The organism is Streptomyces sp. NPDC001933 (assembly GCF_042890955.1).
GTDB lineage: Bacteria > Actinomycetota > Actinomycetes > Streptomycetales > Streptomycetaceae > Streptomyces.
This window is the reverse complement of sequence record NZ_JBIASS010000013.1, coordinates 59,903-83,605: the sequence shown is the minus strand read 5'-3', so window position 1 is coordinate 83,605 and position 23,703 is coordinate 59,903. Positions and strand designations below refer to the sequence as shown.

Annotated in this window: 20 protein-coding genes; 9 read left to right on the top strand and 11 right to left on the bottom strand. The window is 69.6% G+C overall.

The window, feature by feature from the left end:
- Positions 1-75 precede the first annotated feature (75 nt).
- The 3 genes from ACFYY7_RS28585 to ACFYY7_RS28575 form a co-directional block, all read right to left on the bottom strand.
- Positions 76-1,416, bottom strand: a complete 1,341-nt coding sequence (locus ACFYY7_RS28585) for an ABC transporter substrate-binding protein (protein ID WP_388665761.1) — start codon at positions 1,414-1,416, stop codon at positions 76-78.
- Positions 1,417-1,511: 95 nt separating this feature from the next.
- Complete coding sequence (locus tag ACFYY7_RS28580) at positions 1,512-2,450, bottom strand: carbohydrate ABC transporter permease (protein ID WP_356088838.1); 939 nt, start codon at positions 2,448-2,450, stop codon at positions 1,512-1,514.
- 4 nt (positions 2,451-2,454) lie between these two features.
- Complete coding sequence (locus tag ACFYY7_RS28575; protein ID WP_388665759.1) at positions 2,455-3,381, bottom strand: carbohydrate ABC transporter permease; 927 nt, start codon at positions 3,379-3,381, stop codon at positions 2,455-2,457.
- Positions 3,382-3,642: 261 nt separating this feature from the next.
- On the opposite strand from ACFYY7_RS28575, the gene ACFYY7_RS28570 reads away from it, so the two are divergent.
- Entirely contained in the window at positions 3,643-4,629 is a 987-nt protein-coding gene (locus ACFYY7_RS28570) for a LacI family DNA-binding transcriptional regulator (protein WP_388666112.1), read from the top strand.
- Between the two features lie 124 nt (positions 4,630-4,753).
- Here ACFYY7_RS28570 and ACFYY7_RS28565 read toward each other — a convergent pair whose 3' ends face one another.
- Positions 4,754-5,587, bottom strand: a complete 834-nt coding sequence (locus ACFYY7_RS28565; RefSeq protein WP_388665757.1) for a ribonuclease activity regulator RraA — start codon at positions 5,585-5,587, stop codon at positions 4,754-4,756.
- Between the two features lie 85 nt (positions 5,588-5,672).
- Here ACFYY7_RS28565 and ACFYY7_RS28560 point away from each other — a divergent pair, with 85 nt between their 5' ends.
- From ACFYY7_RS28560 to ACFYY7_RS28540, 5 genes are all read left to right on the top strand, one after another.
- On the top strand, positions 5,673-6,965 hold the full coding sequence (locus tag ACFYY7_RS28560) for an alpha-L-fucosidase (protein ID WP_388665755.1): 1,293 nt from the start codon (positions 5,673-5,675) through the stop codon (positions 6,963-6,965).
- A gap of 314 nt (positions 6,966-7,279) precedes the next feature.
- A complete protein-coding gene (locus tag ACFYY7_RS28555) occupies positions 7,280-8,524 on the top strand; it encodes an ABC transporter substrate-binding protein (RefSeq protein WP_388665754.1) in 1,245 nt (414 codons plus the stop codon).
- Positions 8,503-9,429, top strand: coding sequence for a carbohydrate ABC transporter permease (locus ACFYY7_RS28550; protein ID WP_388665752.1), 927 nt, complete (start codon positions 8,503-8,505; stop codon positions 9,427-9,429). Before ACFYY7_RS28555 ends, ACFYY7_RS28550 begins: the two co-directional genes overlap by 22 nt.
- A gap of 13 nt (positions 9,430-9,442) precedes the next feature.
- Positions 9,443-10,354 carry a carbohydrate ABC transporter permease gene (locus ACFYY7_RS28545; protein ID WP_388665750.1) on the top strand — a complete coding sequence of 304 codons (912 nt, stop codon included), beginning with the start codon at positions 9,443-9,445 and terminating at the stop codon, positions 10,352-10,354.
- 101 nt (positions 10,355-10,455) lie between these two features.
- Positions 10,456-12,432, top strand: coding sequence for a right-handed parallel beta-helix repeat-containing protein (locus tag ACFYY7_RS28540; RefSeq protein ID WP_388665748.1), 1,977 nt, complete (start codon positions 10,456-10,458; stop codon positions 12,430-12,432).
- 88 nt (positions 12,433-12,520) lie between these two features.
- Here the strand turns inward: ACFYY7_RS28540 and ACFYY7_RS28535 are convergent, their stop codons facing one another.
- From ACFYY7_RS28535 to ACFYY7_RS28525, 3 genes are all read right to left on the bottom strand, one after another.
- Complete coding sequence (locus tag ACFYY7_RS28535; RefSeq protein ID WP_388665746.1) at positions 12,521-13,288, bottom strand: GntR family transcriptional regulator; 768 nt, start codon at positions 13,286-13,288, stop codon at positions 12,521-12,523.
- 68 nt (positions 13,289-13,356) lie between these two features.
- Positions 13,357-14,343, bottom strand: coding sequence for an acetylxylan esterase (locus ACFYY7_RS28530; protein ID WP_388665744.1), 987 nt, complete (start codon positions 14,341-14,343; stop codon positions 13,357-13,359).
- Positions 14,344-14,466: 123 nt separating this feature from the next.
- The gene (locus ACFYY7_RS28525) at positions 14,467-15,291 is read right to left on the bottom strand and encodes an amidohydrolase family protein (RefSeq protein ID WP_388665742.1); all 825 of its coding nucleotides are present in this window, start codon (positions 15,289-15,291) and stop codon (positions 14,467-14,469) included.
- A 111-nt stretch (positions 15,292-15,402) separates the two neighbouring features.
- Between ACFYY7_RS28525 and ACFYY7_RS28520 the strand changes: the two genes are divergently transcribed.
- From ACFYY7_RS28520 to ACFYY7_RS28510, 3 genes are all read left to right on the top strand, one after another.
- Positions 15,403-17,349 carry a hypothetical protein gene (locus tag ACFYY7_RS28520; RefSeq protein WP_388665741.1) on the top strand — a complete coding sequence of 649 codons (1,947 nt, stop codon included), beginning with the start codon at positions 15,403-15,405 and terminating at the stop codon, positions 17,347-17,349.
- Positions 17,346-18,302 carry an aldo/keto reductase gene (locus ACFYY7_RS28515; protein ID WP_388665739.1) on the top strand — a complete coding sequence of 319 codons (957 nt, stop codon included), beginning with the start codon at positions 17,346-17,348 and terminating at the stop codon, positions 18,300-18,302. The genes ACFYY7_RS28520 and ACFYY7_RS28515 overlap by 4 nt, the downstream gene beginning before the upstream one ends.
- A gap of 222 nt (positions 18,303-18,524) precedes the next feature.
- Positions 18,525-19,910, top strand: a complete 1,386-nt coding sequence (locus ACFYY7_RS28510) for an MFS transporter (protein ID WP_388665737.1) — start codon at positions 18,525-18,527, stop codon at positions 19,908-19,910.
- 68 nt (positions 19,911-19,978) lie between these two features.
- Here ACFYY7_RS28510 and ACFYY7_RS28505 read toward each other — a convergent pair whose 3' ends face one another.
- From ACFYY7_RS28505 to ACFYY7_RS28490, 4 genes are all read right to left on the bottom strand, one after another.
- A complete protein-coding gene (locus ACFYY7_RS28505) occupies positions 19,979-20,458 on the bottom strand; it encodes an NUDIX domain-containing protein (protein ID WP_388665735.1) in 480 nt (159 codons plus the stop codon).
- A gap of 71 nt (positions 20,459-20,529) precedes the next feature.
- Positions 20,530-22,116 carry an apolipoprotein N-acyltransferase gene (gene lnt / locus ACFYY7_RS28500; RefSeq protein ID WP_388665733.1) on the bottom strand — a complete coding sequence of 529 codons (1,587 nt, stop codon included), beginning with the start codon at positions 22,114-22,116 and terminating at the stop codon, positions 20,530-20,532.
- A gap of 135 nt (positions 22,117-22,251) precedes the next feature.
- The gene (locus tag ACFYY7_RS28495) at positions 22,252-22,815 is read right to left on the bottom strand and encodes a hypothetical protein (protein WP_388665731.1); all 564 of its coding nucleotides are present in this window, start codon (positions 22,813-22,815) and stop codon (positions 22,252-22,254) included.
- Positions 22,816-22,874: 59 nt separating this feature from the next.
- Positions 22,875-23,660: a glutamate racemase gene (locus ACFYY7_RS28490; protein WP_388665729.1), complete on the bottom strand. Its 786-nt coding sequence runs from the start codon at positions 23,658-23,660 to the stop codon at positions 22,875-22,877.
- Positions 23,661-23,703 lie beyond the last annotated feature (43 nt).

The following is a 23,703-nucleotide window of genomic DNA, read 5'->3' as shown; positions in this document are numbered from 1 at the left end:
TCGGGGGCCAAGGTCAGGTGGAGATGACCATGGCTGTGGCTGTGGTGCGGTCAGGAGCCCGGAGGGCTCCGGGGGCTACTTCTCGACGGTGAATCCCTGCTCCGTGCCGTACTTGACGGACGCGTCCTGCCAGGCCTTCAGGCCCTGGTCCAGCCTGGTGTCGGAGATGTAGGCCTTGCCGACGGTGTCGTTGAAGATCGAGTTGGCGTACACCTGGTACGGCAGGTACTTCCAGTCGGTGGGCACGTTCTTCGCGGACTCGGCGAAGACCTTGTTGGCCTTCTGGCCACCGAAGTACGGGAATTCGGTGTTCTGGAACGCCTCGGAGTTCAGGTCCTTCGTGGTCGCGGGGAACGCGCCGTTCTCGACGCGGGTCCGCACGCCCGCACCGGAGTTGGCGTACTCGACGAAGGCGTACGCGAGTTCCTTGTTGCCGCCGAGCTCGGGCAGCGCGAGCGAGCTGCCGCCGTTCTCCGCGCTGGCCGTCGCGCCCTTGGTCCACTGCGGCAGCGGGGCGGCGCGCCAGTCGCCGGAGGCGCCCTTCACGCCGGAGGCGAAGTTGGCGGGCATCCACGCGCCGGTGGGAAGTGTGGCGATGGTGCCGTCACCGAGGCCCTTGTACCAGTCGTCGCTCCATCCGGCGATCGGCGAGAGGAGCTTCTCGTCGATGAGCTTCTGCCAGGTCCCGGTGTACTTCTTCGAGCCCTCGTCGGTGAAGTCGATGCCGACCTCGGTGCCGTCGACCTTGTACGGGTGCGCCCCGGCCTGCCACAGCAGGCTGGTTGTCAGGCCCGCGTCACCGAGGTCGCTGGCGATGTATGCCTTCGGATCCGCCTTGTGCAGCTTGCGGGCCGCCTCGACGTACTCGTCCCATGTCGTCGGCACGGCGATGTCGTACTTGTCGAAGACCTTCTTGTTGTAGAAGAGCGCCATCGGCCCGGAGTCCATCGGCAGGCCGTAGACGCCGTCACCGGCACGCACCGCGTTCCACGGGCCCGGGGAGTACGTGTCGGCCAGCTTCTCGGCACCGTACGGCTTGAGGTCGGTGACCGACTTCGTCAGCGCGTACTGGCTGAGCGCGTAGTACTCGATCTGCGCGACGTCGGGGACGCCCTTCTTGGCCGAGATCGCGTTCTGCAGGGCCTTGTACTGGTCGTTGTTGGTGCCCGCGTTGACCAGCTTGACGTCGACCTTCGGGTACTTCTTCTCGAAGTCGGCGACGACCTGCTTCAGGGTGGGCTCCCACGCCCACACGGTTACCGTTCCGCCCTTCTTCAGGGCGGCCTGGATGTCGGCCGCGCCGACCTTCTTCTGTGCGGAGTCCTCGTCGTCGGAGCCGCCGCAGGCGGTCACCCCGAGGGCGAGGGCGCAGACGAGACCGATGCCGCGCAGCAGGCGGCGGGGGTTCTTGGGCATGGCGATGCTTCCACTTCGTCGTGGTTCTACAGAGGGTTGTCGTGCTTGTACAGAAGGTTTTCGGGAACGGTGAAGGCTGGGTTTCCTGGCCGCGTCTACTCCTTGACGCTTCCGGCGGCGAGACCGGACTGCCAGTACTTCTGGAGCATCAGGAACGCTGCGATCAGCGGCACGATGGTGATCAGCGAGCCGGTGATGACCAGGTTGAACACGACCTCGCCGCCGGCCGCGTAGGCCTGCTTGTTCCATGCGTCGAGTCCGACGGTCAGCGGGTACCAGTCGGGGTCCTTCAGCATGATCAGCGGCAGGAAGTAGTTGTTCCACGTTGCGACCGTGGTGAAGAGCAGGACGGTGACCGTCCCGGGCGCCAGCAGCGGCAGCGCGACCCGGAAGAAGGTGCGCACCTCGCTCGCGCCGTCGATGCGGGCGGCCTCCATCAGCTCGGTGGGGATCGCCTCGGTGGCGAACACCCACATCAGATACAGGCCGAACGGCGAGATCAGGGACGGGACGATGACCGCCCACGGGGTGTCGGTCAGGCCGATCTTGCTGAACATGAGGAACGTCGGGACGGCGAGCGCCGTGGTCGGCACCGCGACCGCGCCGATGACGACCGCGAACACGGCCCGCTTGCCCGGGAAGGCGAACTTGGCGAGCGCGTACCCACCGAGCACCGCGAGGAAGGTGGCACCGCCCGCGCCCACCACCACGTACAGCAGGGTGTTGAGGAGCCAGCGGCCGAAGACGCCGTCCTGGTAGGTGAAGGTCTGGGCGATGTTGTCCCACAGGGCGAAGTCCCCGTCGAACCAGAGGCCGAACGAGCGCGCCAGTCCCCCTTGTGTCTTGGTGGCGCTGATCAGCAGCCACAGCAGCGGGACGAGGCTGTAGAGCACGACGACTGCGGTGAGCAGGGTCAGCAGGACACTGCGCCTGGGGCGCCCGGGGGTGTGGCGGCGCGGAGCGCGAAGGCGCGGGGCGGCGGACTTCGCCGGAGCGGCGGGGCGGGGGGCGGTGGCGGTGGTCGGGCCGGTCATCGGGTCACGCTCCCTTGCGCATGCCGCGCAGCTGGACGACGTAGGCGACGACCATGGTGATCACGCCCATGACGATGGCGACCGTCGCGGAGTAGTTGTGCTGCTGGCCGGAGAAGGACAGCGAGTACGTGTAGTAGTTCGGGGTGTAGTCGGTGGTGATCGCGTTCGGTGCCAGCTTCTGGAGGATGGCGGGCTCGTTGAAGAGCTGGAAGCTGCCGATGATCGAGAAGATGGTGGCGATGACGAGCGCGCCGCGGATGGCCGGCAGTTTGATCGCCGAGATGACGCGCCACTGTCCCGCGCCGTCGATCTCCGCCGCCTCGTACAGCGAGTGCGGGACCACCCGCAGCGCGGCGAAGAAGATCAGCATGTTGTAGCCGACGAACTCCCAGGTCACGATGTTGCCGATGGACGCCAGGATCAGGTCGGAGGAGAGCGGGTCGGGCAGTTTCACGCCGAACGCGTCGTTGATGTCGCCGACCAGGCCGAAGCGGGTGCCGTAGATGAAGCCCCACATGAGGGAGGCGACGACGGCGGGCACCGCGTACGGCAGGAAGACGGCGATCCGGAAGAAGTCCTTGCCGTAGAGGCGGCCGCTGTCGAGGGCGAGCGCGATCAGCAGTGCGAGCCCCAGCATGATCGGCACCTGGATGAGGAGGAACAGGCCGACGCGCCCGACCCCTTCCCAGAACTGGCCGTCCTGCAGGGCCTGTTGGTAGTTGTCGAAGCCCACGAAGGTGGTGCCGCCGATGAGCTGGGTCCGGAAGAGGCTCAAGTAGACCGAGTACCCGAGCGGCGCCAGGAAGACCAGCGCGAAGACGAGGACGAAGGGGCCGATGAACCCCCATCCCGTCCACGAGCGGCGTACCCGTCGCACCGGTGGTCCGGCCGGGCGGGGCCCCGTGGCCGCCGACGGTTGAAACGTCGTCATCTTGCGTCCCTCACTCGTACATCCCTCGCGGGTGGTGACCTCGATGTTTGCGTAACCATTTCGGCGCGCAAGGAGCCGACGACTGATATGTTTACGTAAACATCGGGTGGCGGCATGTTTACACCGCTCCGTTGATCACGGTCAAGAGTCTGTCTCCCGGTATACGAACGGGGCAGCTGGTGAGGGGGAACGGTGGGAGCAACCGACAGCGCCCCGGCACGAGGCGGGGCCGGCGGCCGGCGCCGTGCGCAGAGCGCGTCGATGGCGGACGTCGCCCGGGTCGCGGGGGTCTCCGCGCAGACGGTGTCGCGCGTCTCCAACGGCTTCCCCGGCGTCAACGAGGAGACGCGGCAACGGGTGCTCACGGCGATGAAGGAGCTCGGCTACCGGCCCAACAGCGCGGCCCGCGCGCTCAAGCGGGGCGAGTTCCGCACGATCGGCGTGATCACGTTCACCCTGTCCACGACGGGCAACATGCGCACACTGGAGGCCATCGCGACATCGGCCGCGCAGGAGGGGTACTCGGTCACGCTGATGCCGGTCGCGGTCCCCACCCAGGACGAAGTGCGCGGCGCCTTCTCCCGGCTGGGCGAGCTGGCGGTGGACGCCGTCATCGTCATCATGGAGGTCCATCTGCTCGATTCGGCGCCCCTGTCGCTGCCGCCGCACGTGAAGATCGTGGTCGCGGACTCGGACGCCGGGGACCGGTACGCGGTCGTCGACACGGACCAGGCGGGCGGCACCCGGGATGCCGTGCAGCATCTGCTCGGACTCGGACACCGCACCGTGTGGCATCTCGCCGGACCGGAGGCGTCGTACGCCGCGCAACGCCGAACGGACGCCTGGCGCAAGGCACTTGAGGAGGCCGGTCGAGTGCCGCCGCCCCTGGTGCGCGGTGACTGGTCGGCGGAGTCGGGCTACCGCGCCGGCCTCCACCTGGCCGACCAGTCCGACTGCACCGCGGTGTTCGCCGCCAACGACCAGATGGCGCTGGGCCTGCTGCGCGCCCTGCACGAGCGCGGCCGCAAGGTCCCCCAGGACGTCTCGGTCATCGGCTTCGACGACATCCCGGAGTCGGGCTCGTTCCTTCCCCCGCTGACCACGGTCCACCAGGACTTCGCCGAGGTCGGCCGCCGCTGCGTGGAGAGCGCCCTGCGCCAGGTACGGCAGGGCGGGGAGGAGCGGGGAACGACGCTGGTGCCCACCCGGCTGGTGGTGCGGGACAGCACGGCGCCCGGACGCGGCTGAGGACGCACCGGCGGCCGGGGCACTCGGGCGGCGATGCCGGTGCCGGTGGCGCCATCCGCACCACCGCACCGCGGTCGCCTCCCCTCCCCCCGGCCCCGGGCGCCACCCCGCGCGCCCGCCCGGCTCAGGTGGCGGGCCGGCTCGCCAGGTACTCGGTCAGGCCCTCGCCGGTGAGCGGGTAGTAGTCGGAGAGCCGTCCGCCCTCGTCGAGGCGGCGGCGCGCGAACTCCTCCCGGTCCTGGTGCAGCAGGGAATCCTCGGAGAGCGGGATCGCGTTCCGCTGCGGCACGACGACGGCGCCGTCCTCGTCGGCCACGATCAGGTCGCCGGGGGTCACCAGGGAGCCGCCGACACCGACGGGCACGTTGAACGCGGACGGGAACAGCTCGGTCTGCGAGGCGTAGTGCGGGGTGACGCCCGTGCACCAGATGGGCACGCCGAGCGCCCGGACCCGGGCCGCGTCCCGCACCCGTCCGTCCACCACGATCCCGGCCCCGCCGCGCAGCTTGAAATAGCGCACGAGCATGTCGCCGAGGCAGCCGGTGAAGTGGCTGCCGTAGGCCGAGACGACGAGCACGTCGCCGGGCCGGATGGATTCCAGGACGCCCCACAACGCGGTCTTGCGCTCGATGTCCTCCTGCTCCGCACCGTTGAAGACGTCCTCGCGCTGCGGCAGGAACTGCAGCGTCACGGCACCGCCGGTGACCTTCACGTCCGGTTCGCGGTGCAGCGGCACGGGACCGTCGATGAACGTCCGGGTGATGCCCATCTGGTGCAGCTTCGCGCAGGCCGTCGCCGCGCTCACGTCCTTGAGGGCCTCCACCATCTGTGAGGTGGGCCGTACGTAGTCCGCGGTGTGGACCGGCGCTCGCATCGATTCGTAACGACGGCCCTCCTCCGTCCCACTGACGCGGGTCTCCCCCGTCGACGGCGTTTCCTGATCCCCTGTCGGGTTCATGCACTTGCCTCTCCGCGCGCTCGTCGCGCACAACGCCAGTGACATCATCGCCTATCGATGGTAGATAACAGCCAATCGATTAGTGATGTCAATGCGTCAGGAGCCTTCCGTGACCGGTGCTTCCACCGACTCCCCTGATCCCACCGGGTGGTTCGAGGCCGCTCGCTTCGGACTGTTCGTCCACTTCGGCCTGTACAGCCTGGCGGCCCGGCACGAATGGGTGCGCAGCCGGGAAGCCATGTCGCAGCAGGCGTACGACCGTTACCAGCACCGCTTCGATCCCGATCTCTTCGACGCCGCGCAACTGGCGTGGACAGCACGCGAGTCGGGCATGCGGTACGCGGTGCTGACCGCCAAGCACCACGACGGTTTCTGCCTGTTCGACTCGGCGCTGTCCGACTACACCTCGGCGCGCGCGACGGGCCGGGACCTGGTGCGCGAGTTCGTCGACGCGATGCGCGCCGAAGGCCTGCGCGTCGGCCTGTACTACTCGCTGCTCGACTGGCACCACCCCGACTTCACGGTCGACGAGCACCACCCGCTGCGCGGCACCGCGGCCGAGCAGGAACCGCGTGACATAGCACGCTACCGCGCGTACATGGAGGGGCAGATCCGCGAGCTCCTCACCGCCTACGGCCCGATCGACCTGCTCTTCTTCGACTTCACATATCCGCAGAAGGGGCCGCAGGAGTGGGGTGCCGGGCAACTCCTCTCCCTGGTGAAGGAGTTGCAGCCCGGCATCCTGGTCAACGACCGGCTCGGCATCCCCGGCGACTACGTGACGCCCGAGCAGTACCAGCCCGACCGGCCGCTGGAGCGCGGCGGTGAGCGGGTGATGTGGGAGGCCTGCCACACCCTCAACGGCTCGTGGGGATACGACCGCGACAACCACGACTACAAGGACCCCGCGCTGCTGGTCCGCATGCTGGTGCAGTCCGCCGCCTGCGGCGGCAATCTCATCCTGAACGTCGGACCCACCGGCCGCGGCGCCCTGGACCCACGAGCCCGCGCCACGCTCGGGGCCATCGGCGAGTGGACCCGGCTGCACGCGCGTTCCGTGCACGGTGCGGGGCCGAGCGCGTTCGAGGCGCCGGCGAACGCCCTGTACACACAGGTCGGCCGCCGCCTGTATCTGCACCTGCTGGCCTGGCCGCTCAGACACCTCCATCTGCCCGGACTGGCCGGGCGGGTGCGTTACGCCCAGCTCCTGCACGACGGTTCGGAGATCCGGTTCCAGGAGATGGACGGCGCACGGCACGAGCACAACAACCTCGCGCCGCCGAACCAGCCTGCGGGCACCCTGACCCTGACCCTGCCGATCGCCCGGCCCGACGTGCTGCTCCCGGTGATCGAGCTGGAGCTGGACGGGCAGGAGTGATCCCCCCTGGTGCCCAAGGTCTTGTCGCCGTGCGGTGGTTGCTCGCCGACGGAGCCGACCGGAGCCGGGGAAAGGAACTCAGAGCATTGCCGCAGCACTCTTGAAGAAGCGAGATGCAGCCCTTTAGCATCAGCAATCGATAGACGATAGACACAGAGGTGAGGGCCCCGCCCCGCCTCCGCCGCATCGCACCACCCCTCCGGGCGACCGTACCGATCGGCCGCCCGCCCCCCTCCCATCGCAGCTCCACCGGGAACTCTGCGGCTGAACACCAGCTATCGATTATTCACGACTACGCAACGGAGCGTGTCCCGATGAAGAAAATGTGGCGCCGTACCTGCGGACTCGCCGTGGCTCCCCTCGTGATGGCAACGGCCGTCGCCTGCGGCAACGGCTCCGACCAGGCCTCGGAGGGCACGACCCTCCGCGTCATCGTGAACATCACGCCGAACCTGACGGAGAAGTACTGGAACGATCTCTTCGACACGTACGAGAAGTCCCACCCCGGCGTGACGGTCAAGCTCGAACTGACCGGCACGATCGCGGCGGACGCGAAGCTGAGGCAGGACCTGGCGGCGGGCGACCCGCCGGACGTCGCCCAGCAGATCACGCCGACCGCCGAGACCGCGTCGCTCTTCGCCGACCTGTCCGACCAGCCCTGGACCGCCAAGACACCGCTGGCCGACCAGTACGCCATCGACGGCAAGCACTACGTGGTCGGTGTGGGTGAGCAGATCCAGTCGCTCGTCTTCTACAACAAGGCCGCCTTCGAGAAGGCCGGGATCGACGCCACGGACATCCGGACCATGGATCAGTTCACGGCGGCCATGGGCAGCTTGAAGGGGGCCGGCTTCAAGCCGCTTCAGACCGCCGGTCAGTGGGTCACCGGCTCCCAGTTCTCCATGATGGCCGACGCGGGTGTGCTCACCGCCGACCCCGAGTGGACGGCCAAGCGCAAGGACGGAAAGGCCTCCTTCGCCAAGAGCGACTACCTGCCCTACCTGGAGCACTACAAGAGCTGGATCGACAAGGGCTACCTGGACAAGAGCGCGCTCGGCCTCACCTACACGGACGGCCAGACGGCGTTCCTGAACGGCAAGTCCGCGATGTACATCATGGGTTCGTTCTTCGTGCCCGCCGCCGATGCCGCGAAGAAGAGCGACGACATCGGCGTGTTCACCATGCCGACCGACGGGGCCTACCCGTCCGGCCAGTTCGGCAACATCTCGAACCCGTACGTGGTGGTGAACAAGTCGCGCCACAAGGCCGAGGCGATCGAGTTCGTGAAGTGGGCGACCACCGACCCGAAGGCCATCAAGAGCCAGCTCGCCTCCGACGCCAATCTGCGTGAGGGCTTCACTTACCCGATGTCCAGCCTCGGTTCGTCCGTGCAGAAGATCCTGGACAAGGCGCCGTCGGTGATCGTGAAGTCCGGGAAGAACCAGCCGATCGCCGGGTTCAGCGACGAGCTCAACAAGCAGATCCAGTCCCTGTACACGGGCTCGTCCCCCGCGGGCGCGGCCGAAGGATTGGACAAGTGGTGGAACTCGCAGAGCTGAACGCGGGACTGAAGCAGCGCGGGCGACGACGGGCCAGGCTGCGGGACTCGGCCGTCACCCTCGCGATGATGGGCCCGGCCGTACTGCTCTACACGGTGATGACCGTCGTGCCGGTGGGCGTCGCGGTGTATCTCAGTCTGACCGACTGGGACGGCTTCTCCACCGCCACGTTCACCGGGCTCGACAACTACAAGCACCTGTTCGACGATCCGAGTTCGTCGGACGCCTGGTACGTGACGGGGCTGGTCGCCGTGGCCGGCACGGTCCTCATGGTGGGACTGGGGCTCGTGTACGCGCTGGCTCTCAAGGGCCGTTCGCGCACCAACTCGTTCTTCCGGGCCGTCGCCTACTTCCCGCACGTCATCAGCGCGCTGATCCTCGGCTACCTCTGGGCGGCGATCCTCGGCACCAACGGCGCCATCAACAACACACTCGCCAAGTTCGGGATCGAGCCGCTGGGTTTCCTCTTCGACGAGCAGTTCGCGCTGATCTCGCTGATCGCCGTGATCGTGTGGGCCGGATTCGGCTTCAACGTCGTCCTGTTCGTGGCCGCCCTGCAGACGGTGCCCGCCGAGCTGCTGGAGGCCGCGGCGATGGACGGCGCCTCCAGGCGGCAGATCAACACGCGGATCGTGATCCCCATGATCGCGCCCGTGGTGACCGTGGCGACGGTGCTGAACCTGGTGGGGCTCGTGCGGGCGTACGACATCGTGGTCAGCCTCACCGGCGGCGGTCCGGCCGGGTCGACGCAGACGTTCACGTACCTCATTCTCGCCCGTTCCTTCGAGGGCACCAAGGTCGGGTACGCGACCGCGCAGGCGGTGTTCCTGATGGTGGTGTCCGCGGTGCTCGCCCTCGTTGTGACGGCGCTGCGCAACCGTCAAGACCAAGCCGCGACAGGTTAGTTAGGAGCCGTTGGTGGTGGTACTAGAGGCAGAGGTCCGCGAGAAGGCGAAGGCCTTGCCGACCAGGAGCGACGACGTGCGGCGCACGGAGCGCGAGGAGGCCCGTTCACCCGTGCGGTGGGCCCTGCTCGGCGTGCTCTTCGTCGTCATGATCGTGCCGGTCTATCTGCTCGTGGTGAACGCCTTCAAGTCGCAGCAGGACATCCTCGACAACCCGTTCTCGATCCCCCTGAGCGGGCTGACCTTCGAGCACATGTCGGCCGCGATCAGCAGTCCGCAGTTCAACGTCATCGGCGGCTACGGCTTCACGCTGTTCCTCGTCGTGGTCGTGGACGTGCTGTGCATCCTGCTCGCGGGCCCCGCCGCGTACGCGATCGCGCGCAGTCTCAAGCGGCGTACGCAGCTGGTGCTGCTGTACTTCCTGGCCGGCACGTTCATCCCGGGTGCCGCCGTGATCATCCCGGTGATCTATGTTCTGCGCGAGGTCGGGCTGGCCAACACCGTGACCGGTCTGGTCGCGCACGATGTGGCGACCACGCTGCCGGTGAGCATCTTCCTGTTCGTCGGCTTCATCCGCACCATCCCGGTGGACATCGACCACGCGGCGACGATCGACGGCGCGGGCCGGTACCGGACGTTCTGGTCCATCATCTTCCCGCTGATGCGTCCGGCGGTCGTCACGGTGCTGATCCTCAACTCGATCGGGATCTGGAACGACTTCGTCTCGCCGCAGATCCTGCTCAGCCCGTCCTCCGGGCACTACACGGTCACGACGGCGATCTACGCGGGCATCAGCCAGTACTCGACCGACCTGACGAAGGTGTTCCCCAACCTTCTGCTCGCCATCGCGCCCGTCGTCATCTTCTTCATCTACATGCAGCGCCACATCATCAGCGGTCTCACCGTCGGCGCCGTGAAGGGATGAGCCGTGAGGGGACGAGCCGTGGAGAGAGGACCGGGCTCGTTGTCACCTGTCCGAGCAAGAGCCGAGAGAAGAGAAAGGACCACGCAGTGCTGAGGAGTTCGATGCCACGGTCCCGCAGGGGATCGTGGCCCGCAGCCGCCCTGCTCGCAGCCCTGGCCATGGTGGCGGCCGGTCAGCCCGCCGCCGCCCATCCGGCCGGGTTCCGGTCGGGAAAGACCTACTACGTCGCGCCGACCGGCAAGGACACCGCCGGCGGCCGGAGCGCCAGGGCCCCGTTCCGGCACATCCAGAAGTGCGCAGACGTGATGGTGCCGGGCGACACGTGCCTGGTCCTGTCCGGCACGTACGAGGAGACGGTCGTGCCGGCCCGCTCCGGCACCGCCGAACTGCCGATCACCTACCGCGCCGCCCCGGGCGCGAAGGTGACGGTCAGCGGTTCCTCCAGGATCGGCGGCTTCGAGCCGGTCACCGCCGCCGATGTCACCGAGATCGCCAGGACCGACCCGTTCGCCCAGGACTCGCAGTTCAGCGACGCGGTGGCGGCCGGGCACGTCTACAGCACGGATGTCGACCTCGGCCCGGACGTGAGCACCGTGCAGGTGTTCACCGACAAGAAGATGGGCGTCGAGGCCCAATGGCCGTACCCCGGGCTCGATCTGCTCGGCCCCACGCTTCAGTACGCCGGTGCGGGCAGCGCTGACGCCACGATCGCCGACGCGGACCTGATCCGCCCGGCCGGTTACTGGGACGGCGCGCGCGCTCTCACCGGCTACTGGTACATCTCGGCCACGGGCAAGGTGAAGAGTTCGGCCGTCGGATCGGTGACGCTCGACGTGGCGCCGCCGTGCGTCCACAAGGTCGTACCGAAGGAGACGCGGTACGCGCTCTCCGGCAAGATCGGGGAGCTCGCGCACCCCGGCGAGTGGTTCTACGACCCGGCCACGAAGCGCCTGTACGTGTACAGCACCGACGACCCCGGTGCCCACACCTTCGAGGCCAAGCGCCGCACCCTCGGCTTCGACCTGACGAACACCAGCCACACCACGGTCGCCGGCATCGGCCTGTTCGCCACGACGATCCAGACGGGCGCCACCAGCACCGGTGTCACCCTCGACGGCATCGAGGGCCGGTACCTGTCGCACTACACGGACATCACCCGGGGCGCGACGGACTGCGGCAGCACGGTGACCCGGGGCGTCGGCGACACCGGCATCATCCTCGACGGCACCCACAACAAGATCGTGAACAGCGATCTGTCGCTGAGCGCCGGGAACGGCATCGCGCTGCGCGGGCAGAACAACACCGCCACGGACAACGTGATCCACGACGTGGACTACATGGGCACCTACGCGGCGGGCGTCGCCGTGCAGGGCAACAGCCAGACGGTCACGCACAACACCATCTCCCGCGTCGGCCGCAGCGGCATCAACCTCCAGTGGAACGAGGTGGCCGGCCTCACCCCGGGCAAGGACCTGATCGCGTACAACGACATCTCCGGGTACGCCCGGCTGAGCCTGGACGTCGCCGCGATCTACACCTGCTGCAGCGCGTACATGATGGGCTCGTCCATCGACCACAACGTGCTGCACGACCCGGCACCCACGACGACCTCGACCACGTTCGGCATCTCCGGCGTCTACGCGGACAACGGCCAGAGCGATCTCGTCATCGCGAACAACGTGGGCTGGGGCAACCGCGAGGGCACGGTGATGCTCAACGGGCTGGGCACCGGGTCGCACGACAACAGCGTCTACAACAACACCGGCGGGATGACGCTGTTCTACGTGAAGGAGCCGAACGCGTCGACCGGCACGAAGATCTACAACAACATCGGGACGATCCGGGGCCTGACCGACGCCACGAACGGCGGTCTCGTCCTGTCCAACAACCTTCCCGCCGAGACCGATCCGCTCTTCGTCGACGCGGCGAACCACGACTACCGGCTGGCCGCCGGATCCCCCGCACGCAATGCGGCGATCCCGCTGCCGGGGATCAATGACGGTTCCACGGACGCGACACCGAGTCTGGGCGCGTATCAGTACGGGGCGCCGAAGTGGACGGCGGGCGCCCGCCGATAATTCCCCCGATTGACGGCCTCTCTGCAACTCACATGCAAAATAAAGGGGGCCCGATGCGAATTTCGCATCGGGCCCCCTCGCTGGTGGATCAATTCGACTTCGCCGCCGTCTTCCTGGCCGCCGTGCGCTTCGTCGCGGCGGCCTTCTTGCGGGGTCTCTTCGCCTCCCGGGCGTCCGGCACGGGCCCGCGGCCGGCGGCATGGTCGGCGAAGGCCTCCGCCGCCTTGTCGGGCTCCCCGGACCGCAGCAGGTCGACGAGACGACCGTGTTCGTCGGCCATGGCGCACCAGTCGCCGTCGAAGAGCGGGTCGGAGATGGCCCGCAGGGTGCGCAGGCTCGGCTCGATGACCTCCCACATCCGGGCCAGGAACGGATTGCCGGCGAACTGGCTGACCAGGGTGTGGAACTCTATGTCGGCGTCGCGGAAGCCGCTCACGTCGCTCGCGGCGACCGCCTCGCGCATCCGCGCCACCAGCTCGTCGAGCTCGGTGAGCTGCTCCTCGGTGATGTGCTGGGCGGCGAGCCTGGCGGCGAGGCCCTCCAGCGGTTCGCGCACCTGACGGGCGTACTCCGCGTCCTGCGAGGAGATCTCGACCACGAAGTGGCCGCGGCGCGGGACGTGCGTGAACAGGCCCTCACGCGCGAGCCGCTTGACCGCCTCGCGCACCGGGGCCTGGCTCACACCGAGCCGCCGCGCGATCTCCGATTCGACCACCCGGTCGTTCGGCGCGAGATCGCCCTCGACCACGGCCTGGCGGAGCAGTTCGTAGACCTGGTCCGAGATCAGGGTCTTGCGGAACCGGTCCTTGTTGGTGGCCAGCGTGGAGACGAATCCACCCGACGCATTGGATGCCATGAATTCCCAATCCTGCACTGGGGCACGTAAGTTGCGACATAATACGCGCCCATCTTCTCTCGATGGAATCACACCGAGGTTTCCAGCTGCTTGGACAGCCATTCCAATTTGACGACCTCATGGGCGGGCCCGCCGCCTTCGTGATCATTGAACGGATAGGTCCGTATCTGCTTGTCGGCCTGGTCCATATTCCGCTGGGCGCCGTAATGGTTGAACGCCGCATACACCGTGGAGGGCGGGCAGACGCGGTCCATCAGACCGGCCGAGAAGAGCGTCGGCGCATTCGCCCTGCGGGCCAGGGCGGCGCCGTCGAAGTAGGACATGGTGCGGGCGACCGTGGCCGCGTGCTCGCGGTGCAGCTTCACGAACCTGGCGACCTCGACGTACGGCGGCAGATCGGTGATCGTGGTGGCGCGCGGGAAATGGCACAGGAACGGCACGTCCGGCATGACGGCCACGAGGTCGGGGACGAGACCCGCCGCGGCGAGCGCGATCCCGCCGCCCTGGCTGGTGCCGGTGACCACGGTGCGGGACGGATCGACGTCCGGGTGCGTGCGCGCGGCGGCGACGGCGCGCACCGCGTCGGTGTACAGGCGCCGGTAGTAGTAGCGGCGCGGATCGAGTACGCCGCGGGTGAGGAAGCCGGGCGCGGCGATGTCACCGGCGGCCGGGTCGGGGTCGGGGGTCTCGGCGCCCTGGCCCCGGGTGTCCATGACGAGGTGCGCGTAGCCCGCGTCCGCCCACAGCCGCTTCTCGTGCGGGGCGCCCCGCCCGCTGCCGTATCCCAGGTACTCCACGACGACCGGCAGCGGGCCGGTGCGGGTCACCGGCAGGTGGAACCAGCCGCGCACGGGGTGGCCGCCGTAGCCGGCGAAGGTCACGTCGAAGGTGTCGATCGTGGCGAGCCCGTTGTACACCGGCTCGAACGTCGCGGCGAGGCCGAACTCCTCCTGCCGGCCGAGTGTCTCCTGCCAGAACGTGTCGAAGTCGCCCGGCTCGGTGAGGGCCGGGCGGTATCTCTCCAGCTCGTCCAGGGACAGGTCGAAATGTGCCATGGGGCATCTCCGCGGAGGTCGGGACCGACTCTCGGCGAGGCGGAGCCGGTCGCTTTTCATCGCCTATCGATCATCGAGAGAATCGAATCAGGGGCGTTCGAGCACTGTCAACCACGCGTACGGTCATCCGCCGAGTCCGTACACCCGGACCGCGGTCGTGTGCAGTACCCGTTGCCGTTGATCCGCCGTCAGATGGGCCAGGCCGAGCGCGGACGCCGTGAGCGAGTCGGCCCGTGAGCCGCGGGGCAGGCAGATCGGCCAGTCGGAGCCGACGAGACAACGGTCGGGGCCGAGCACGTCCACGACGTGTCGCACCATGTGCGCGACGCGCCGCCGCTCCACCCCGTGCTGCTGGGTGAGCAGCCCGGAGATCTTCACCACCACGCCCGGGCTCGCGGCGGCGCGCTCCACGTCGCGGTACCAGTCCCCCGCCGCAGGTGTGCGCGGGTCCGGTGCGTTGCCCAGGTGGTCGACGACGACGGTCAGCCCGGGGTGCCGGTCGGCGACATCGGCCGCCGCCGTCAACGCACCCCGGTGGAGGTTGAGTTCCAGCGCCGTCCCGGCTTCGGCCAGCACCGGGACGAGCGCGCGGGCCGGCTCGGGGGTGTCCGTCCACGTGGCGCCGCCGAGCCGCATCCCGCCCGGTCGGAGGTCGCCGAGCTCGTGCAGGAGGGCGCGGAACCGGCCGGGGCCGCCGGTGCCGTGGACGTGCAGGTTGGCCACGTAGCCGGCGACCAGGTCCGGGCGGCGCAGGCGCAGTTCACGCAGGGCGAGCGTTTCTCCCGCGTCGCCGCGCGACGCCTCGACCAGGATCGCCCCGGCCAGGTCGAGGCCTTCGGCCGACCGCTCCAAGTCGGCCTCGTCGAAGGCGCGATGGAGCTCGCTGCCCGGCCGGATCCATGGGAACCCCTCGGCCGGATCCCACAGGTGGACATGGCAGTCGATCACGGTGCGCCTCCCTCTCGGGGCTCGTCGGGGCCGCTCCGGAGTATTGACACGTCGGCTCCCTGCCCGTGAGTCTAACCATCGGCTATCGATGGGCGATTATTCAATCCGTACGTGACGAGGGTGCAGGTGTTCTCGATGCTCAGGCCTGAACGAACCGGTGGCACGCGCACAGTGGGCGAGCCGCACGGACCTCTGCTGACCGCGTCCCGGCGCGTCACCGAGGTCCCCCGGTGGGCTTACCTGGAGAGGGAGTTGTTCGCCGTACAGGACAAGGCGTGGCGGCTCTTCGCCGACCGCTACACCGAGGGCGACGGCCGTCTCGTCTTCCGCGACACGCTCGGCCGGGGAATGGACGGCCGGGACGGTGTGGACGACTTCTACGAGCCGTTCTTCAACTGGCCGACGCTGTATCTGCTGGGTGGCAGCGCGGAGTTGCTGACCGCGGCGCGGCGGCACTGGCGCGGGGTCACCGCGCAGCTCACCGAGATGGGCATGCTCGTCGACGGCCTGGAGCGCGGCTACGACTGGTTCCACCAGGGCGAGGGCCTGCTCCTCTTCTACGGCCTGTGCCTCGCCGACCCGGAAGACGCGGAGCTGCGTGAACTCGCCCTGCGTTTCGCCGACTTCTACCTTCCCGGCGGCCCCAACTACGATCCCGCGCACCGGCTCCTGCGCGCTCCGCACAACGGCTCGGCGGGACCGCGCTTCGGCTTCAGCGACGAAGAGGCGTACTTCCCGTGGAGCCTGGCCCTGCGCCCGTACGGCCTGCCGCTGGACGGGGTCGACGACGTCACGTCCTTCGACGACCTGGCCGCTTCGCCCGAGCGTGCCCGCGCGTACGGCCGTGCCATGTGGGACCGGATGGGCCGCGGTGACACGATCGTGAACCTGGCCGCCACCGGTCTGGCGACCAACGCCTTCCTGCTCAGCGGCGAACAGCGCTACGCGGACTGGGTGGCCGAATACGTCGCCGTGTGGCAGGAGCGGCTGGCGGGGCGTGACGTCGTACCCGACAACGTGGGCCTGAACGGTGTGGTGGGCGAGTACCTGGACGGCCGCTGGTACGGCGGGCACTACGGATGGTCGTGGCCGCACGGCCTGTCCCCCGTCGGCAGCGCCACCGTCATCGGCGCGGCGAACGCGACGCTCCTCACCGGGGACCGGGGCTTCCTGGACCTCGCCCGCAACCCCCTCGACGTGGTGCTGCGCCACGCCGAGCAGCGCGGCGCCGACCGGATGGGCACGCTCGGCGAGCGCTGGGAGCCCCACCTGAGCGCGATGACGGCCGAGCGCACCCTCATGGTGCCCCAGCGGCACAACGACTCCGGCTGGTTCGACTTCACCGTCATGCCCGGCCAGCTCCCGCTCGCGCTCTGGCACTTCAGCCGCGAGCAGGCCGACCGGGACCGGATCGAGCATCTGCGCGCGGAGTCCCACTGGGACTGGACCACCGTGCACACCCAGCGCATCAAGGACGAGGCCGGGCACGAGGAGCCCTGGTACGAGTTCCTGCACGGACGCAACCCGCACTTCCCCGAGCGGATGCTGCGCAGCGCCCTCGCGAGCTGCGCCGAGCGGGTCGAGGCCATCGAGAACGACACGGTCGACCCGGCCGTCGGCCCCGACGCCCTGGACATCCACCACTGGCAGCACCTCAACCCGGTCGTGACGGAGGCGCTGCTGCAGCTGACCACCGGCTCCCCGCAGGTCCTCTACAACGGCGGCCTCGCCCAACTGCACCTGCGCTACCACGACGCGGACGCCCACCGCCCCGGCCTTCCGGCGGACGTCGCCGCGCTCGTGTCGGACATCCGCCCGGACCACACGGTGGTGGAGCTGATCAATCTCGGCGACACTGCGCGCTCCCTGCTGGTGCAGGCGGGTTCGTTCGCCGAGCACCACGTCGCCACCGTCCGCGTGGACGACGGTCCCGAGCAGCCGGTCGACGGACCGTACTGCCGCGTCGGCCTGCCCGGGAACTCGCGGATCCGGCTGACCCTGACCATGACGCTGCGCGCCGGCCGCGCGGCCTGTGCCTCCCCGTGGGAGACGGCATGACCGACACCACCGCAGCGAACCGGCTGCCCTTCACCCTGCCCCGCATCGGCATCGGCACCGCTCCCCTGGGCGGGCTCTTCGAGGAGGTCACCGAGCAGGACGCCGCCGCGACGCTGAAGGCCGCGGCCGAGGCCGGGATCAGGTACTTCGACACCGCGCCCCGCTACGGACACGGCTTGGCCGAACAGCGCCTGGGCCGCCTGCTCGCCCCGTCCGGGGTCACCGACCCGGTGATCTCCACGAAGACGGGATGGCTGCTGCGCCCCCGGCCGGACGGCTCCCCCGGTGAGGTGATCACCGACTGGACGGAGCGCGGCATCCGCGAATCCCTGGAGGCGAGCCTGACCCGCCTGGGCCGCTCCAGCGTCGACATCCTGTATCTGCACGACCCGGACGACTACCCGGACGAGATACGCCGCACGGCCTATCCGGCGGTGCGCAGGCTGCGCGACGAGGGGCTGATCCGGGCGATCGGGTTCGGGATGAACCACAGCGGTCCGCTCGCCTCGTACGTGGCGGAGTTCGAGGTCGACGTCGTGCTCATCGCGGGCCGCTTCTCGCTCCTGGACCACGAGGCGCTCACCACCCTGCTGCCGCTGTGCGCCAGGACGGGCACCGCGGTGGTCGTCGGCGGCGTCTTCAACACCGGCCTCCTGGCCGACCCGTCCCCCGGCGCCATGTTCAACTACCGGCCGGTTCCCGCGGAGACGCTGGAGCGGGCGCGCCGGTGCCGGACGCTGTGCGAGACGTACGAGGTGCCACTGCCCGCGGCCGCGGTCCAGTTCCCGCTGCTGCACGCCGGCGTCGACTCGGTCGTCCTCGGCTGCCGTTCGGCGGCCGAGGTGACGGCGAACGCGGCGGCCGCCCGCTTCCCGGTCCCGGACGAGCTCTGGCAGCGGCTCGCCGAGGCCGGGTTCGTGCCCGAGCAGTTGCTGGAGGGACGCGCCGGGTAGCCACGGGCGAGCAACCGCGGCCGTGGACCCCAGGGCCTGCCCGCCGCCGGCCGCGTCGCGGCCGGCGGCGGACGGCGCCCCGCCCCGGCACGCCCGTCATGGTGGCCTCGCGCACACCCGGACCGAGAACTATGGTGTCCCGCCACATACGCCCCTGAACTGCCCCTTCCTACGGTATGGCGACGCACACACGTCCCCGCCAACCGTCCGGAAGTGGTACCCATGGCCGCCCCAGCAACCTCCCCGCCGGCACCGTCGAACCTCAAGCGCATCGTCGCCGCAAGCCTCGTCGGGACCACCATCGAGTGGTACGACTTCTTCCTCTACGGGTCAGCCGCCGCGCTGGTCTTCAACAAGCTGTTCTTCCCCGAGTCCGACCCGCTCGTCGGAACGCTCCTGTCCTTCCTCACCTATGCGGTCGGCTTCGCCGCCCGGCCGCTGGGTGCTCTGGTGTTCGGCCACTACGGCGACCGGCTCGGCCGCAAGAAGCTGCTGGTTCTCAGCCTGCTGATGATGGGCGGGGCGACGTTCGCGATCGGGCTGCTGCCGACGCACGCCACGGTCGGGGCCGCCGCCCCCGTGCTCCTCACGATCCTGCGGCTGGTGCAGGGCTTCGCGCTCGGGGGCGAATGGGGCGGGGCCGTGCTGCTGGTGTCGGAGCACGGGGACGCCGAACGGCGCGGCTTCTGGGCCTCCTGGCCGCAGACGGGCGCACCGGCCGGGCAGCTGCTCGCCACCGGGGTGCTGTCCGCGCTCACCGCGCTGATGTCGGAATCCGCGTTCGGGTCGTGGGGCTGGCGAATCCCCTTCCTGCTCTCCGGTGTCCTGGTGCTCATCGGCCTGTGGATCCGGCTCTCCGTCGATGAATCGCCGGTCTTCAAGGCCGCGCTGGCGCAGGCCGAGGAGCGCAGGTCGAGTGCCGGGACGGCCGAGAAGATGCCGCTCGTCGCCGTGTTGCGGCACCACTGGCGCGATGTGCTGATCGCCATGGGCGCCAGGATGGCGGAGAACATCAGCTACTACGTGATCACGGCGTTCGTGCTCGTCTACGCGACCACGGCGGCGGATCTGAGCAAGCAGACCGCGCTCAACGCGGTGCTCATCGCCTCGGCCGTCCACTTCGCGGTCATTCCGATGTGGGGCGCGCTCTCGGACCGGGTCGGGCGCAAGCCGGTGTATCTGGTCGGCGCGGTCGGTGTCGGGCTGTGGACGTTCCCGTTCTTCGCGCTGATCGACACCCGGAACTTCGGAAGTCTGCTGCTCGCCGTCACCGTCGGACTGTTCTTCCACGGTGCGATGTACGCACCGCAGGCCGCCTTCTTCTCGGAGATGTTCGCGACCCGGATGCGGTACTCGGGCGCTTCGATCGGGGCGCAGTTCTCGTCGGTCGCGGCCGGTGCCCCGGCGCCGCTCATCGCCACCGCGCTGCTCGCGGACTTCAACAGCTCGGTGCCCATCTCGCTGTACGTCATCGCCGCCGCGCTCATCACCCTGCTCGCGGTCGGGTGCGCCAAGGAGACCCGGCACCGGGACCTCACGGACATCGACGGGGCCGCGGCCGCCCCGGACGCCGCCGGGGCGCCTAAGGCCGACGCCCGTACCGTCTGAGTCCATGGTCGCAAACGTCGTCCGCAGGGTGGCCGGGGAGACCGGGCCGACCTGCGGACGACGGTGTTTCACTGCCCGGCGGTGGGTTCGAACCAGGTGGGTCCGTCGGTCATGGACTGCTTGATCCGGAAGAGCCCGAACTCGTTCAGCGGCGGCAGCGCGTCCACCGGGAACCAGCCCACCTCCAGCGACTCGTCGTCGTTGACGCGTGCCTCACCGCCGGTCGCCCGGCAACGGAAGGTCACGTCGAGGTACTGGCAGCGATCGCCGTTCGCGTACTGCACGGGCTCCAGGGCCTGGGTGAGCACCACCCGCTCCGCGACGCAGCGCACGTTGGTCTCTTCGTACACCTCGCGCTCCGCCGTCGCCGCCGGCTGCTCGCCCGGCTCGCAGATGCCGCCGATGACCGCCCATTTGCCGGTGTCGGAACGGCGTCCGAGCAGCACTCTTCCCTCGTCGTCGAAGACTACGGCGGTGACGCCCGGCAGCAGGAGCAGTTGCCGGCCCGCGGTGGCGCGGATCTCGCGGATGAAATCAGGAGTTGCCATGGTCCGACCCTAAGGGCTGTCCCGTGATCCACAAGGATCACGGGACAGCCCTCAGGTGACGCACCGGTGGATCACCGGCTGCGCCGGCCCCGTACCGCGCGGAAGGTGACCAGGCCGAGCCCGGCCACGGCGATCAGCACCAGCACCGCTTCGGGGAGCGTGCCCATCCGGGTCGCGGGCGTCAGCGAGGACCTCAGCGGCACCTCGTCCACGAGCGCGTCCGGGGTGAACAGCTTCGTCTTCTGGACGACCGTCCCGTCCGGACGGATGACGGCGCTGACGCCGCTGGTGACGGGGACGACGACGGACCTGCTGTGCTCGACCGCCCGCACCCTGGACATGGCCAGCTGCTGATAGGTCATCTCGCTGCGGCCGAAGGTGGCGTTGTTGCTGGGTACGGCGATCAGCTGGCCACCGTGCGTGACGGTGTCCCGTACGGCGTCGTCGAACGCGGCCTCGTAACAGGTCACGAGCCCCACGTTCGTGCCAGCCAGGTCGAAGACCCCGACCTTCTTCCCGGGGCCGAAGTCACGCGTCACCCGGTCCACGTCGGAGCTGAAGATCCGGGCGATGGAGCGCATCGGCATGTACTCGCCGAACGGCTGGATGTGGCGCTTGTCGTAGGTGTCGACGGGGCCCTTCTCCGGATCCCACTGGATGAGGGTGTTGCGCAGGTTCCCGCTGTCGGGCTCGACCACCGCGCCGACCACGGTGGGCACGCCGATCGCCTTCACCGCGTCGTCGATCACGATCCGGGCGTCGGCGTTCCGGTACGGGTCGAGGTCGGAGGAGTTCTCCGGCCACAGGACGAAGTCGGGCTGCGGGACCTTGCCCTCCTTCACCTCCCGGGCGAGCTGTTCGGTGCGGCGCACATGGTTGTCCAGGACGGCGCGGCGCTGGGAGTTGAAGTCGAGTCCGAGCCGGGGCACGTTTCCCTGGATCGCGGCGACGGTCGCGGTGCCGTCCTCGGCCGAGTCGTCGACGAGGGGCAGCGCGGCGAACGCGCCGGCGACGGGTACCAGGACGGTCGCGGCCGCGGCGGCGACGGCCGCCCTCGGCAGCGTGCCCGTACGGCGGTGGGCGCGGACCTGGCGTACCGCTTCGCAGAGACCGAAGCCGCACAGCACCACCGCGAAGGAGAGCAGCGGTGTGCCTCCCAGGGCCGCGAGCGGCAGGAACACGCCGTCCGCCTGGCCGAAGGCGATCTTCCCCCACGGGAAGCCGCCGAACGGCACCCGGGCCCGGACCGCCTCGTCGAGCACCCAGACCGCGGCGGCCCACACCGGCCACCAGGCGAGCCGGCTGACGGCGGCGATCCCTATGCAGCCGACCGCGATGAACAGCGCCTCGGCGGCGGCGAGCGCCAGCCACGGCACCGGACCGACCTCCTCGCCGGTCCAGTGCAGCAGCGGCAGCATGAAGCCCAGTCCGGCGAGCAGACCGAGTCCGAAGCCGGCCCGGAGCCGTCGTCGGTGCAGAACCCAGCCGAGCAGGGCGAAACCGGGCAGGACCAGCCACCACAGGGGGCGCGGCGGGAAGCTCAGATACAGCAGTACGCCCGCGATCACGGCGGCCGGGGGCCGCAGGAAGCTTCGCTTCCGGGACACGGGGGATGAGACCGGCTGCGCGGCCTCGACTTCGGTGGTGGTGGCGCTCACCCGGCGGAGTCTACGGTGACCGGCTGTGGGTCCGGCAGCCCCGCCCGTGTGGTGGAACCCTTCGTACCGGATCGTTCCGGCGCTTTCCCGCACAGATCCGCTCCGCTGCCGTCCGAGCGGGGCGGCCCTCGGGGGTCAGGTACCGGCCGTCGCTCCGGTCGCCGGCAGCTGCAGGCGCTCACGGATGAACCGGACGCCCGCCTCCGCGTCATCGACCGTGATGGTGAACGTCCTGCCGTCGCCGAGCCGGAGCACCAGGCCCTCGCCCCTGCGGACCACCACGGCCGTGCCCTGCTCGGGTCGCCAGCGGTAGCCCCAGCCGCCCCATTGGCGCGGGGTGACCTCGGGGGCGAATTCCGCGCCCACCACATGGGTGAGCAGAATCCGGCGGCGCGGCAGGCCCATGTGGCCGCAGCGCACCTCCAGTGCGTCCCCGTCGACCCTCACGGCCACGTTCACGAACGCAAGGGTGCCGAACAGCATGAGCAGCCCGGCGGCGACGCAGCCGATCACGGACATCAGCAGCGGGGCGATCCCGGAGGTCCAGTTGGAGGTGACGGCCAGCTGGACGCCGAGCGCCAGGCAGGCGGCGCCCGCGGCCGCGAGTACCCACTGGGCCCGGTTGGTGGCCCGGCCGGTCCAGACGGCGGAGCAGGCATCGGCCCCGTCGTGCCGGGGTTTTCGGGAGTGGTCCCTCATGTCAAGCAGCGTACTCAGGATTCCGCACGCCGGGGATGGGACGAACGGGCCCCGCCGGGTCAGCGGGCCGGGCTGACGGCTCCCAGCAGCCGCCCCTCGGCGTAGGCCAGAGCGGCTTTCGGCAGGTCGGCTGGGCGGCCGCTGAGAAGGACCGCAAGAGAAGTGGACGGTTCGGCCGACGGAGCGGGTTCGGCACCGATCCGGCGCAGCGCCTGGGCGGCGACGGCGTCCGCGGAACCGTACAGCGCGACCGGCGGCAGACCGGGCTGCCGCACCGCGTCGCGAATGCGTTCGGCGACCAGTTCGTAGTGGGTGCAGCCCAGGACCACGGCCCGGACATCGCGCGGGGTGCGGGCGGCGGCCGTGGCGATCGCCAGGTCGATCGCGGTCTCGTCCGCGTACTGCACCGCGTCGGCGAGACCCGGGCAGGGCACCTCGGTGACATCGACGGAGCGCGCGAATTCGGCGATGAGTCCGCGCTGGTACGGGCTGCCGGTGGTAATGGGCGTGGCCCAGATCGCGACGGGGCCGCCGCCGACCACGGACGGCTTGATGGCGGGGACGGTGCCGATGACCGGCAGCGTGGGTTCGAGCTCGGCGCGGAGCGCCGGGAGGGCGTGCACGGAGGCCGTGTTGCAGGCGACGATCAGGGCGTCCGGCCGGTGGGCGGCGGCCGCGCGGGCCACGTCGAGCGCCTGGGCGCTCACGTACTCGGGCGTACGCGGTCCCCAGGGCATGCCGTCGGGGTCGGAGGAGAGCACCAGATCGGCGTCCGGCCTCAGCCGGCGTACCGCGGCGGCTGCCGCGAGCAGGCCGATTCCTGAGTCCATGAGCGCGATCTTCACCCGGTCACCATAGTCGACCGCCCTTGCGGTTCCGTCCCGGTGG

Excerpts from the sequence above, each read along its gene's own strand:
- ACFYY7_RS28510 (WP_388665737.1), top strand. The coding sequence starts at position 18,525 with ATGGCCGCCCCAGCAACCTCCCCGCCGGCACCGTCGAACCTCAAGCGC.
- ACFYY7_RS28505 (WP_388665735.1), bottom strand. The coding sequence starts at position 20,458 with ATGGCAACTCCTGATTTCATCCGCGAGATCCGCGCCACCGCGGGCCGG.
- ACFYY7_RS28565 (WP_388665757.1), bottom strand. The coding sequence starts at position 5,587 with ATGAACCCGACAGGGGATCAGGAAACGCCGTCGACGGGGGAGACCCGC.
- ACFYY7_RS28540 (WP_388665748.1), top strand. The coding sequence starts at position 10,456 with ATGCCACGGTCCCGCAGGGGATCGTGGCCCGCAGCCGCCCTGCTCGCA.
- ACFYY7_RS28535 (WP_388665746.1), bottom strand. The coding sequence starts at position 13,288 with ATGGCATCCAATGCGTCGGGTGGATTCGTCTCCACGCTGGCCACCAAC.
- ACFYY7_RS28570 (WP_388666112.1), top strand. The coding sequence starts at position 3,643 with ATGGCGGACGTCGCCCGGGTCGCGGGGGTCTCCGCGCAGACGGTGTCG.
- ACFYY7_RS28495 (WP_388665731.1), bottom strand. The coding sequence starts at position 22,815 with ATGAGGGACCACTCCCGAAAACCCCGGCACGACGGGGCCGATGCCTGC.
- ACFYY7_RS28585 (WP_388665761.1), bottom strand. The coding sequence starts at position 1,416 with ATGCCCAAGAACCCCCGCCGCCTGCTGCGCGGCATCGGTCTCGTCTGC.
- ACFYY7_RS28515 (WP_388665739.1), top strand. The coding sequence starts at position 17,346 with ATGACCGACACCACCGCAGCGAACCGGCTGCCCTTCACCCTGCCCCGC.
- ACFYY7_RS28555 (WP_388665754.1), top strand. The coding sequence starts at position 7,280 with ATGAAGAAAATGTGGCGCCGTACCTGCGGACTCGCCGTGGCTCCCCTC.
- ACFYY7_RS28530 (WP_388665744.1), bottom strand. The coding sequence starts at position 14,343 with ATGGCACATTTCGACCTGTCCCTGGACGAGCTGGAGAGATACCGCCCG.
- ACFYY7_RS28560 (WP_388665755.1), top strand. The coding sequence starts at position 5,673 with ATGTCAATGCGTCAGGAGCCTTCCGTGACCGGTGCTTCCACCGACTCC.
- ACFYY7_RS28575 (WP_388665759.1), bottom strand. The coding sequence starts at position 3,381 with ATGACGACGTTTCAACCGTCGGCGGCCACGGGGCCCCGCCCGGCCGGA.
- ACFYY7_RS28580 (WP_356088838.1), bottom strand. The coding sequence starts at position 2,450 with ATGACCGGCCCGACCACCGCCACCGCCCCCCGCCCCGCCGCTCCGGCG.